At 72.0% G+C, this 11561-nt stretch carries 10 protein-coding genes; 7 read left to right on the top strand and 3 right to left on the bottom strand.

Annotation, left to right across the window (positions count from 1 at the left end; genetic code table 11):
• The first annotated feature begins 223 nt into the window (after positions 1-223).
• The gene (locus ACFWUQ_RS29695) at positions 224-1414 is read left to right on the top strand and encodes a GDSL-type esterase/lipase family protein (RefSeq protein ID WP_384544172.1); all 1191 of its coding nucleotides are present in this window, start codon (positions 224-226) and stop codon (positions 1412-1414) included.
• Between the two features lie 14 nt (positions 1415-1428).
• Here the strand turns inward: ACFWUQ_RS29695 and ACFWUQ_RS29690 are convergent, their stop codons facing one another.
• Complete coding sequence (locus ACFWUQ_RS29690; RefSeq protein WP_384544170.1) at positions 1429-2526, bottom strand: alpha/beta fold hydrolase; 1098 nt, start codon at positions 2524-2526, stop codon at positions 1429-1431.
• A 146-nt stretch (positions 2527-2672) separates the two neighbouring features.
• The gene (locus tag ACFWUQ_RS29685) at positions 2673-3311 is read right to left on the bottom strand and encodes a hypothetical protein (RefSeq protein WP_384544168.1); all 639 of its coding nucleotides are present in this window, start codon (positions 3309-3311) and stop codon (positions 2673-2675) included.
• A 404-nt stretch (positions 3312-3715) separates the two neighbouring features.
• Here ACFWUQ_RS29685 and ACFWUQ_RS29680 point away from each other — a divergent pair, with 404 nt between their 5' ends.
• The 6 genes from ACFWUQ_RS29680 to ACFWUQ_RS29655 all read left to right on the top strand — a co-directional run bounded on the left by ACFWUQ_RS29680 (position 3716) and on the right by ACFWUQ_RS29655 (position 10856).
• A complete protein-coding gene (locus ACFWUQ_RS29680; RefSeq protein ID WP_008742356.1) occupies positions 3716-4024 on the top strand; it encodes a hypothetical protein in 309 nt (102 codons plus the stop codon).
• Between the two features lie 97 nt (positions 4025-4121).
• Complete coding sequence (locus ACFWUQ_RS29675) at positions 4122-4949, top strand: hypothetical protein (protein WP_384544166.1); 828 nt, start codon at positions 4122-4124, stop codon at positions 4947-4949.
• Complete coding sequence (locus tag ACFWUQ_RS29670; RefSeq protein WP_384544164.1) at positions 4939-6255, top strand: hypothetical protein; 1317 nt, start codon at positions 4939-4941, stop codon at positions 6253-6255. Before ACFWUQ_RS29675 ends, ACFWUQ_RS29670 begins: the two co-directional genes overlap by 11 nt.
• Complete coding sequence (locus tag ACFWUQ_RS29665; protein ID WP_384544162.1) at positions 6252-7814, top strand: SCO6880 family protein; 1563 nt, start codon at positions 6252-6254, stop codon at positions 7812-7814. The genes ACFWUQ_RS29670 and ACFWUQ_RS29665 overlap by 4 nt, the downstream gene beginning before the upstream one ends.
• Before the next feature lie 19 nt (positions 7815-7833).
• Positions 7834-9258, top strand: coding sequence for an ATP-binding protein (locus ACFWUQ_RS29660; RefSeq protein ID WP_384544160.1), 1425 nt, complete (start codon positions 7834-7836; stop codon positions 9256-9258).
• Positions 9259-9260: 2 nt separating this feature from the next.
• On the top strand, positions 9261-10856 hold the full coding sequence (locus tag ACFWUQ_RS29655; RefSeq protein WP_384544158.1) for a type VI secretion protein: 1596 nt from the start codon (positions 9261-9263) through the stop codon (positions 10854-10856).
• On the opposite strand, the gene ACFWUQ_RS29650 is transcribed toward ACFWUQ_RS29655, so the two are convergent.
• A complete protein-coding gene (locus ACFWUQ_RS29650; RefSeq protein ID WP_384544156.1) occupies positions 10853-11410 on the bottom strand; it encodes a GNAT family N-acetyltransferase in 558 nt (185 codons plus the stop codon). The two genes, ACFWUQ_RS29655 and ACFWUQ_RS29650, sit on opposite strands and share 4 nt — an antisense overlap.
• Between the last annotated feature and the right edge of the window lie 151 nt (positions 11411-11561).

The raw sequence follows: 11561 nt of genomic DNA, 5'->3' as shown, positions 1-11561 counted from the left end.
GAGCCGTTCCCGGACGCGAACCGCGAAGCGGAGCGGAGCGGGAGCGCCCGACACCCGAACGACCGGTCGGTCGTTATGTCATCGTAATCTGCGGCTACCTAGCGGTAACAACGTGCGGCGTGTCACCTTTCCGGTTGCCACCGGCCGGCGGTATCCCCCACCAGAGCAGCCACGCACCGCAGTTGTTCCCGACTCGGGCGTGGCCGACCGCAGGAGTTCCGCAGTGATCGGATTCCGCAACGCCAGCAAGGACCGGGCCCGCAGCCGTGTGCGACGACTGGCCGGGGCCGCCATGGTCGTGCCCCTGGCCGTCGGGTCGCTGATGGCCGGCGGCGCCGGAACGTCGGCCGCCAGCCCCGGGAGCGGACCCACCGCCGTGGTCTCCCTGGGCGACAGCTACATCTCCGGCGAGGCCGGGCGCTGGAAGGGCAACAGCCTGACCGGCACCGGGAGCCGCAACGGCACCGACCGGGGCTGGGTCAGCGGCGGCGTCTACGACCCCGGCAAGGTGTACGGGGCCACCGCGGGCGGGTGCCACCGCTCGGACTCCGCCGAGGTGCTCAGCGCCGGTCCCATCGCCGATGTCGCCGTCAACCTGGCCTGCTCGGGGGCGACTACGCAGAACGTGTTCCGCGCCGCGAACGGCGGGGCGGCCTTCAAGGGCGAGGCCCCGCAGGCCGACCAGCTCGCGAGCGTGGCCGCCTCGCACGACGTCAAGGTCATCGTGCTGTCCGTCGGCGGGAACGACCTCGGCTTCGCCGAGATCATCAAGGAGTGCGCGTACGACTTCATCATCTGGAACTCCTACTGCCACGACGACCAGCAGTACGGGGTCGACCAGAGGATCGACGCGGTCATGGCCGGGGTCGGCAAGTCCGTGGACGAGGTGCGGGCCGTGATGCGGGGCGCGGGCTACGCCGACTCCTCCTACCGGATCGTGCTGCAGTCCTACCCGTCCCCGATCCCGCGCGGCGCGGAGAACCGCTACACGCAGAGCGACTGGAGCCGTCTGAACACGGGCGGGTGCCCGTTCTGGAACCGGGACTCCGACTGGGCCCGGGACTCGCTGGTGCCGCAGCTCGCCAACCGTCTCAAGGGGGTGGCGGCGGCCAAGGGCGCGCAGTTCCTCGACCTGCGGGACATGCTCCAGGGGCGTGAGGTGTGCGCGAAGGCGAGCAAGCATGTCAGCGCCACCGTGCCGGCATCGGCGAGGACCAGCGAGTGGGCGCGCTGGATCGACAGCAGCGAGACGCAGGGCCTGGTCCAGGAGTCCATGCACCCCAACCATTTCGGGCAGCTGGCGGCCGGACGCTGCCTCGCCCTGGTGACGGCGCAGCCGGCCGCGTCCGGCTTCAGCTGCAAGAACACCCCGGGCGCCGACCAGACGGGCATGTTCCTGACCCCGGCCCCGTAAGTCGGCGGGCCGCCTCACCGCACACGGGTGCCGGCGGGAGCCACCAACCGCACCCCCGCCCTCCGCACCGTCATCTCCCGCGCCAGCTCCGCGGACAGCACCCCGCTCCGATCCCCCCGCACCAGCAGCGTCGGCCTCCGCACCCCCAGCCAGTCCGCCCAGTGGTCCCCGTTCAGCTCCCGCTGGGACTCCACCACGTCCTCCACCACGCACGCGGTCCCCCACCCGTCGGGGTACTCCCGCAGCGACCCGCCCAGCGAGGCCGCCGCGCTCCCCACCCCCGCCAGGAACCCGGCCCGGGTGCCCGCCCGCGCCGGCCACCGGCGCGCGAACGACAGGTCGTCCTCGACGACCGCCCCGACGTCCCCCACCACGACCGCCCGCACCAGATCCGGCCGCCGCGCCGCGAGCTGGTACGCGTTGACCCCGCCCAGCGCGTGCCCCAGTACGACCGCAGGCCCCAGACCCAGCTCCTCCAGCACGAGCGCTCCGTCCGCCACGTACCCCTCACGCGTGTACTCCGCGGCCCGGTCGGACTCCCCGTGCCCCCGCTGGTCGAGAGCGATCACCCGCCAGGCCGGACCCACCTCCCGGGCCAGCCGTTCGAAGCTCCCCCCGCTCTCGAAGTGCGCGTGCAGCGCGAGCAGCGGCGCCCCCGGCCCCCCGAAGTCCGTGTAGGCGAGCCGCCGCCCGTCCGGCGCCCGGACCACCCCCGGCAGCGGCCCCAGCTTGTCGATGACCCGCTGCCGCAGCAGCTGGTACTCCTCCCAGCGCCTCGGCAGCCGCCCGCCCGGCCGCCTCCCCATCGGCCGGCCCGCCGTGACCGTCTGCCCGCGCCGGAACTGCTCCCGGGTCAGGTCGATCCGTATCCCGCCGGGCATCACGTTCCAGCAGTGGAAGCCCTGCTGCTCGCCGTCCAGCCAGACCTCCCCGACCACCAGCTCGCCGCCGACTATGTCCTGGACGACCAGAGCCGTGATGTCGCAGTGCCCCCACGCCGGATTGTCGGCGGTCCAGGGGGCCCGCTCCACGTCGTCGGGCGAGCAGGTCTCGGCCGACCATCCCGCCCGGATGGCCGCCTCCACATCGGCGAGGGTCCACGGAGTCGTCATGCCCCCACCGTGCCGCACCCCACTGACAACACCCCCTGACCTGCGACGACCGGCCCGGTACCCGGCGTCGCGGAGAGAGCGGCCGGGTACCTGCCGCGAGGGCCGCCCCCGGACGCCGGCCCGGCGCGCACGGCGGCCCTCCCCCCTCAGGGGCTGATCACCGACGACCAGCCGACCGTGCAGACGAGGCCCAAGGTGCAGGAGGTCTCGTGGATGGAACCGGTCGGAGTCAGCACCTTCACGTACACGCGCTCGGCGCCGAGCCTGATCGACACCCCGCACCCCGTCCGCGGATAGCCGGGCGTCACCCTCCAGTTCGTGAGGTCGCGCCACTCGTAGGAGCTGGTCGCCGACACCCGGAAGCCGACGTACGTCCGCCCCCGGAACAGCGCCGCGCTGTACTCGGCGCCCGTCATCGACCCGGGCACCCCGACCGTGTCGATGTCCACGCACGGCCCGGGCGGCCCGGACCGTCCCGGAGGCCCCGCCGGACCCCGCTCGGGCTTGGGCTTCTGCGCCACGCGCAGCCCCTGCGCCTCCCCCTTGCCCACACCGGCCCTCGTGCCCGCCCCGGGCCCCTTGCCCGCCCCGTACCCCTTCCCGCGACAGGCGGCGGCGCCCTTCGGGGCCGCGGCGGACCCCGAGCACTTCTCGCTCCCCACCGGCCCCGCACCCGGCACGGCGGCCACCGTCGGGGCCGAGACCCCCATGAGCACCAACACCAACGGAGCCGCCACACCACCGGCCAGCCACGCGCGCCGGCCCGCCTTCACCGCAGAACCCATCCGTTCACTCCTCGCCTCGTCACACCGGACGCCACGGAGCATCGCCCTGCGCCACGCGAACGGATGGAATGACTGACGGAATGTCGGACAAATGTCAGCGAGTCGGCCCAACGACACGCGAAACCACTGCGCCGAACGGCGGCCCCACAACCCACCGCCCGTACGCCGGAACGGCGATCAGCCCCCCGCGTCACCCCCCGTGATACACAGAGTGACCATACGCACTTTCGCATGCACCCGACCCCGGCCCAGGTCAGAGCGCCCTGACGGGCCGTCGGCCGCAGGATCGGGTAAAGAGAGCCCGCAAGTCGACGACGGCGGCGGTTTCATCAGCGAAGATAGTGCGTGACCCCTGCCGTCGGGCACGGGCGAACGGAACTACCCATGCAGGGGCGGTGAGTTACATGATCCTGGCAGCCGAAAAGGGCGACATCACCACCATCATCGGCGGAATCGCCCCGAACTGGGGGCCTTTCGGCAGTCTCGGCAACGAAGCGAAGGTCATGATCGAGGTGGTCATGGCCGTGGCGATCCTCCTGTGCCTCGGCATCGCCATCTGGGGCGCGGCCAAACAGCGCATCGGCGCGACCGCGCTGCGCGACACGTTCAGCGCGGAACAGGGCAAGGGCCTCATCGTGGCCGGACTGACCGGAGTCTTCATCATCGGCTCCCTCGGCACGCTCTTCACGATCGTCTACGGAATGGCCGTCTAGCCGTTCCACCCCGGCCGTACCAGATGAGGACTCACCACACCGCACCTACGCGGGAACCAGCGCTACCGTCGTACGACGCGGAGGGGGCCGACACGGAATGAGCAACGACGACCAGTACGGCGGCGGCTACGGCGATGTCGGCGGCACGGGCCAGACCCGTACCCGGCTCCCGGACTCCCCCGCCGACCCGTACGGCCCCGCCCGCCGCACCCCGCGCGCGAGCCGCAGCCTGGTCACGGTGGTCGGTGTGGTGGTCCTCCTCATCGCCGCCATCGCGTTCGCGAACCAGGACCCGGACACCCCGCCGCCCACCTCCTCGGACAAGCCCCCGGCCACCACCTCCACCTCCCCGACGGGCACCCTCCCCGTCCAGGGCCGGAACGGCCCGGTCCCGAAGGGCTTCGCCCACGACGAACAGGGCGCCCAGTCAGCCGCCGCCAACTACGCGGTGGCCCTGGGCTCCGACGGCATGTTCCGGAGGAACACCCGGCACGCACTCGTGGACGCCGTCTACACGACAGAGGCAGCGGCTCGGCTGAAGGGCCCCCAGGACGAGGCGTACTCGCCTGCCTTCCTGGCCAGACTGGGACTGGACCCGAACGGCAACCCTCCGCAGGGCAGTGCCTTCGTCACGCGCACCGTACCGGTCGGCACCCGGATCGACAGCTACAGCCCCACCAACGCGAAGGTCGCGGTCTGGTACATGGGGCTGATCGGAATGTCAGGACCGAAGTCCACCGACCCCGTCCAGAGCACGTGGAAGACGTGGACCTTCGAGCTGGCCTGGGCAGGCGACGGCTGGAAGGTCATCGCGGACACCCAGCAGGACGGGCCCGCACCCGTCCCCGGTGACAACGCCGCCGCGACGTCCGACGACATCAGCAAGGCGACCAAGGAGTTCGGAGGGTTCACTTATGCCCGCTAACGTCCGACTCCGTCTCGGCATCGTGGCCGCCACCCACGTGGCTCTCCTGAGCCTTGCCTCCCGGGCCCACGCGGCCCCCACACCGCCCGTCCCCACGCCGACCCCCTCGCCGCAGACCAGCAACAACCCCTGCGACCTGCTCATCGGCCCCGCCAAGCAGTACTGCGAACGCGGCAACGGCGGAGCCACCGGCGGTGGCGTCACCAGCCTCCCCACCGACCCCGCCGACGCCCTCAACCCCCTCGCCTCCCTCGCCCGCGGCTGCGCCGACGCGGCCGCCTGGATCGTCGGCAAACTCAGCGAAGCGGTCAAGGGCAGCGCCAACGTCGACTTCACCAACCCCACCTTCCTCAAGCAGTACGCCGTCGTCTTCGCCGCCTCCACCATCCTCACGCTCGTCCTGTGGCTCTTCGCCGTCGCCAAGCGAGCCGTCCGCGGCGTCCCCCTCACCACCGCCCTCTCCGAAGCCATCGGCTTCCTCTGGCTCACCGTCCTCGCCTCCGCCTTCACCCCCCTCGTCCTCTACACCGTCGTCTCCGCCACCGACGGCGTCTCCGAGGTCATCGCCGCCGCCACCGGCGGCCAGACCGACGTCTTCTTCGGCTCCTTCTCCGACGCCCTCAAGAAGGGCGACGACATCGGCGGCGGCCCGATCATGCTGATCGTCGTCGCCCTCGTCACCGTCCTCGCCGCCGGCGTGCTCTACCTCGAACTCTTCATCCGGGCCGCCCTCCTCTACGTCGGCGCCCTCCTCGGCGTCGTCGTCTACGCCGGCCTCGTCGACCGAAACCTCTGGGGCCACGTCCGCCGCTGGGCCGGCATCATGATCGCCGTCATCCTCGTGAAGCCGGTCATCGTCATCGTCCTCGGCCTCGCCGGCGCCCTGGCCGGCGAACAGGGCCCCAACGCCTTCTCCGCCGTGGTCACCGGACTCGCCATCATCCTCCTGGCGATCTTCGCCTCCGCGATGATCTACCGTTTCGTCCCCGGCTTCGGCGACGAGATCGCCTCCGCCCGCTCCAACCGCAGCAAGGCCACCGACGGCGCCCAGGCGGCCGCCGTCATCAGCTCGCCGGCCTCCCTCGTCTCGCAGGGCATCAAGACCCACAGCAGCCGCGGCGCCCACCGCGGCGGCGACGGCGGCGGCACCGCGCCCCGCCCCGCCAATCCGATGTCCGGAGGCGTGGCCGCCCACAGCAGCCGCCCCACCTCCGGCAGCGGAGCCGGCGGCGGATCCGTCCCCTCCGCCGCACCCCCGCCCCGCACGAGTTCGAGCACGAGGAACACAGGAGGTGACGGGCGTTGACGACCCAGTCCCACCAGCTGCACCCGGTCGCGCCCCGCCGCACGTATCTCATCGGCCGCGCCCGGCCGAACGCGATCGTCGGCAAGAACCGCGAGACCGGCGAGATCGCCCTGATCATCGCGGGCGCCTTCCTCGGCATGATGAGCGGACTGCTCGTCCCCGACCTCACCCTGCGCATCGTGAGCCTCGCCGGCTTCCCCATGCTCGCGCTCACCGCCGTCTACGTCCCCTACCGCGGCCGCACCTTCTACCGCTGGTTCGAGATCAGCCGCAGCTACAAGCGCGTCCTGCGCCGCGGCACCACCTACCGCTCCGGCGCCATGGAAGCCGGCATCCGCGGCTCCGACGGCCGCGAGGTCGAGGTCGGCCCGCCCCCCGGCATCGGCCGCATCAGCTGGCTCGCCGCTCCCTTCGGCCCCGACGAGATCGCCGTACTCCTGCACGCCGACCGCCGCACCGTCACCGCCGCCATCGAGATCGAGGGCCCCGGCGTCGGCCTGCGCGACAGCGAGGACCAGGAAGCACTCGTCGACCGCTTCGGCACGCTCCTCAAGCACGTGGCCAACGGGGACGGCTTCGTCACCCGCCTGCAGATGCTCGCCCGTACGCTGCCCGCCGACCCCGACGCGCACGCCAAGGACGTGGCCCAGCGCGGCAACACCCAGGCCCCCGTCTGGCTGCGCGACTCCTACGAGCAGCTCCAGTCGATGGTCTCCACCTCCTCCGAGCAGCACCGCGCGTACCTCGTGGCCTGCATGCACTACACGCGCGAACTCGCCGCCGAGGCCCACACCATCGCCCGCGCCGGCACCCCCCACAAGGGCCGCAAGCTCGACCGCGACAGCGGACTCGCCATCGTCATGGCCCGCGAGCTCACCGACATCTGCGCCCGCCTCGCCGAAGCCGACATCCGCGTCCGCCAGCCCCTCGGCCAGGGCCGCCTCTCCTCCCTCGTGCACTCCATGTACGACCCGGACCACCCCATCGACCACATCCAGGCCATGACCAAGCGCAACGCCTGGCCCGCCGAGCTCGACGCCGTCGAACCGACCTACCTCCAGGCCAAGACCCGCGAGTCCTCCACCCGCGCCCCCTGGTGCCACGCCACCGCCTGGGTGAAGGAATGGCCGATGACCCCCGTCGGCGTCAACTTCCTCGCCCCTCTGCTCGTCCACACCCCGGACGTGATCCGCACCGTCGCCGTCACCATGGACCTGGAGCCCACCGAGGTGGCCATCGAGCGCATGCTCACCGAGAAGACCAACGACGAGGCCGACGCCTCCCGCGCCGCCAAGATGAACCGGACCGTCGACCCCCGCGACATCGCCGCCCACGGCCGACTCGACCAGAGGGGTGAAGATCTCGCCAGCGGTGCGGCGGGAGTCAACCTGGTCGGGTACATCACGGTGTCCTCGCGTTCACCCGATGCCCTCGCCCGCGACAAGCGGACGATCCGCGCCTCGGCCGGCAAGTCCTACCTGAAGCTGGAATGGTGCGACCGCGAGCACCACCGCGCCTTCGTCAACACCTTGCCGTTCGCCACCGGCATCCGACGCTAGCTGGAGGGAAGTGCCGCCCATGCGAGATCCCATGTCCGCCCTGACGGACGCCTTCACCAGCTTCCTCTTCGGCAAAGTCGAGACCACGCGCCTGCCCGTACGCACCTCCACCGGGCAGGCGCAAGCCGTCTACCTGCCCACCGCCGCCCCCGGACTCGGCGACTCCGGCGTCATCATCGGCCGCGAGGTCTACAGCGGCAAGGGATACATCTACGACCCCTTCCAGCTGTACGGCCAGCAGCTCCCGGCCCCCCACTGGCTGGTCCTCGGCGAGTCCGGCAACGGCAAGTCCGCCCTGGAGAAGACCTACGTACTACGCCAGCTCCGCTTCAAGGACCGCCAGGTCGTCGTCCTCGACGCCCAGGGCGAGGACGGCGTCGGCGAGTGGAACCTGATCGCCCAGCAGCTGGGGATAACCCCCATCCGCCTGGACCCGATCGCCGCCAACGACGACGGGATCCGCCTCAACCCCCTCGACCCGGCGATCACGACCACCGGGCAGCTCGCGCTGCTCCGCACCATCATCGAAGTCGCCATGGGCCACGGCCTCGACGAGCGCGCCGGCTTCGCCCTCAAGGTCGCGCACGCCTACGTCGTCACCACCATCCGCGAACGCCAGCCCGTACTCACCGACATCGTCGAGCAGCTGCGCCACCCCAAGGCCGAGTCCGCGGAGGCCATGAACGTCGACATAGACGATGTCCGGGCCTGGGGCCTCGACGTGGCGCTCGTCCTCGACCGCCTCGTCGACGGCGACCTGCGCGGCATGTTCGACGGCCCCACCACCGTCGGCATCGACCTCGACGCGCCCCTGATCGTCTTCGACCTCTCCCACATCGACCGCAACTCCATCGCGATGCCGATCCTGATGGCGATCGTCGGCGTCTGGCTGGAGCACACCTGGATCCGCCCCGACCGCAAGAAGCGGATCTTCCTGGTCGAAGAGGCCTGGCACATCATCAACAGCCCGTTCGTGGCCCAGTTGTTCCAGCGCCTCCTGAAGTTCGGCCGCCGCCTCGGCCTGTCCTTCGTCGCCGTGGTCCACCACCTCTCCGACGTCGTCGACGGCGCCGCGGCACGCGAGGCCGCGGCCATCCTCAAGATGGCCTCCACCAGAACCATCTACGCGCAGAAGGCCGACGAGGCCCGCGCCACCGGCCTCGTCCTCGGCCTGCCCCGCTGGGCCGTCGAGATCATCCCCACCCTCACCCCCGGCATCGCGGTCTGGGACGTCAACGGCAACGTCCAGGTCGTCAAACACCTGATCACCGAAGCCGAACGCCCCCTCGTCTACACGGACCGTGCGATGACCGAGGCCTCCACTCCCGACCGCCTCCCCGACGACCTGCTCGCCGCGGAACTGGAGGCGGAGGAGCGGGCCCTGTCCATCGAACGCCGCCGGGGAGCCGGCGGCGGCCCCGGATCCGCGACCACGGTGGCCTGACCATGCACGACGCACGACGTACGGAGGCCCCCGCGCGGGGCGGCGTCCCCGACGGACTGCTGGTCGGCCTCCTGGCCTTCCTGCTCGGCCTGGCCGGCCTGGTCTGGTCCGCGACCGGCCTCGGCGCCTGGTTCACGCACGGCGCCTGGCCCGACACCGTCACCTTCGGCCGTACGCCGGAGGCCGTACGCGCGCTGATAGCGCAACCGCACGACCTGGCGGCCGCCTGGCCCGAGACGGACCCGGGCGCACTCTCCGGCTGGGGCCTGTTCTGGGGCCTGTTCCTCAGCCAGCTGCTGGTGCTGTTCGTCCTCACCGTCTTCGCCATCGGCGTGATCGCCCGCACCAAGTCCCGCCGCGCCCTGGCCCGCCAGGCCCGCACGCAACCGGACCCACACCCGGACTCACAGCCACAGTCGCGGCTACAGCCGCAGCCGCAGCCGCACGATCCCGCGCCTGCGCCCTCGGCGACGACTGCGGTGCCAACCCCCGCCCAGGCCCCCATCCCGGTGCCGGGACCGCCGCCCCCACCCGCCCCGCCGACCCCTCCCGTACACCCCGAGACCCCTGCACCCGTGGCGGTCCCGGCCGGTCCGGTCCGTGCCGTGCCGCCCGCGGCGGACGAGGCCTACCGCTACGGTTTCGGCTACGCCCCGGCGCCCCGGCCGGCCGCCCTCACCGAACCCCCCGCGCGAATGGCCTACGCGGCTCCCGCCGAACGCCTGCCTCTCGCGGCCCGGAGCCTCGCGGCCGCGGAGGGCGCGGCGCTCGTCGTCACCTCCTCGCCGACCCTGTGGGCCGAGACCAAGGACGCCCGCGCCAAGCTGGGCCCGGTCCTCCTCTACGACCCCTCCCACCTGTGCGACACCCCGGCCCGCATGCACTGGAACCCGGCCGAGGGCTGCGCCGACCGCGACACCGCCGCCGCCCGCGCGATCGCCCTCCTGGCCCCCGTGCGCCCCCAGGCCCGTATGGACGCGGCGATCGCCGACACCGCCGAAACGCTCCTGCGCAGCTGGCTCCAGGCCGCCGCCCTCGACAACCGCCCGTTCAAGCAGCTGCACCGCTGGGCGCAGGGCGCGAACGCCCAGGAGCCGGTCCGCATCCTGCGCACCCGTCCCCAGGCCGCGCCCGGTTCCGCCGGCGAGCTGGAGAGCGCCCTCACCGCCCACCCCGAGCGACGCGAGCAGGCCCAGCACCTCACGGCCCGCGCCTTGTCCTGCCTCTCGTCCATCCACATCCGCGAAGCCTGCAACCCGAATCGAACGGATTCGCTGACGCTGGCATCGTTCCTGGCGGAAGGGGGCAGCCTGTACGTGGTGGGCGAACCCCTGGAAGACCCCCGCACCCACCCGGGTGCGATGCCCCTGCTCACCGCACTCGCCGCGCACGTGGTCGAGCACGGCCGCCGCATGGCCGCACGGTCATCCCACGGTCGGCTCGACCCACCACTCGCCCTCATCCTGGACGACGTGGCCGCGGTGGCCCCCATCCCCCAACTCCCGGACCTCCTGCAGGACGAGACGCTCCCGCTCCTCGCCCTCTGCCGCAGCCGCGAGCAGGCCCGCGCCCACTGGCCGGACGCCGTACTCCCCTAAAGCGCCGGCCTCCCGTACACGTACTCGCGCTCCTTCGCGTCGCCGTCCGCGGTCAGCAGTACGACGCCGGTCGCCACGAACCCGAACCGCTGGTAGAAGGCCTCGGCCCGCGCGTTGTCCTCGTGCACGATCAGCCGCACGCGCCCCAGCGCCGGCCCCTCCAACGACCAGGCCCACTCCAGCGCGGCCTCGAACAGCTTCTCGGTGAGCCCGGTCCCCCGCTGCTCGGGCCGCACGAACACGCCCACCAGGTGCCCCTGTTCCCGCTCGACGACCTGCTCGAAGAAGTCGGTGCTTCCCGCCTCCTCCACGAGCAGCGTCACGGTGCCGAGCCATCGGCCGTCGCCGGCCTCGGCGATGAACTGCCGGGCCTTCCGCCCCTGCGCGACCCTCGCGGCACGCTGCTGCCAGAACTCGTCGGGCTGCGCGGCGGCCTGCTCCGGGTCCTCCAGGAAGGCGAGGTGCGCCACCGGATCGCGGAGCGCGGTCATCCGCAGCTCCTTGACCTTCTCCCACTCGTCACTGTGTACGGGGCGAATCACATAGTCACTCATGGCCGGATCCTAGCCAGCACCCTCGGCGACGTCGCCCGCATTTTTCGGACCCCGTAAACGCAGAAATGCCCCGCACCGAACCCGGAACGGGTTGGTGCGGGGCATTCCCACAATGATTGTTCGGCGGCGTCCTACTCTCCCACAGGGTCCC

The organism is Streptomyces sp. NPDC058662 (assembly GCF_042716255.1).
Taxonomy (GTDB): Bacteria; Actinomycetota; Actinomycetes; order Streptomycetales; family Streptomycetaceae; genus Streptomyces.
This window is presented reverse-complemented; position numbering and strand designations above follow the sequence as displayed.

What these genes read in the sequence shown, in the direction of transcription:
- ACFWUQ_RS29690 (WP_384544170.1), bottom strand. Translation starts at nt 2,526, where the DNA reads ATGACGACTCCGTGGACCCTCGCCGATGTGGAGGCGGCCATCCGGGCG.
- ACFWUQ_RS29685 (WP_384544168.1), bottom strand. Translation starts at nt 3,311, where the DNA reads ATGGGTTCTGCGGTGAAGGCGGGCCGGCGCGCGTGGCTGGCCGGTGGT.
- ACFWUQ_RS29680 (WP_008742356.1), top strand. Translation starts at nt 3,716, where the DNA reads ATGATCCTGGCAGCCGAAAAGGGCGACATCACCACCATCATCGGCGGA.
- ACFWUQ_RS29675 (WP_384544166.1), top strand. Translation starts at nt 4,122, where the DNA reads ATGAGCAACGACGACCAGTACGGCGGCGGCTACGGCGATGTCGGCGGC.
- ACFWUQ_RS29670 (WP_384544164.1), top strand. Translation starts at nt 4,939, where the DNA reads ATGCCCGCTAACGTCCGACTCCGTCTCGGCATCGTGGCCGCCACCCAC.
- ACFWUQ_RS29660 (WP_384544160.1), top strand. Translation starts at nt 7,834, where the DNA reads ATGCGAGATCCCATGTCCGCCCTGACGGACGCCTTCACCAGCTTCCTC.
- ACFWUQ_RS29655 (WP_384544158.1), top strand. Translation starts at nt 9,261, where the DNA reads ATGCACGACGCACGACGTACGGAGGCCCCCGCGCGGGGCGGCGTCCCC.
- ACFWUQ_RS29650 (WP_384544156.1), bottom strand. Translation starts at nt 11,410, where the DNA reads ATGAGTGACTATGTGATTCGCCCCGTACACAGTGACGAGTGGGAGAAG.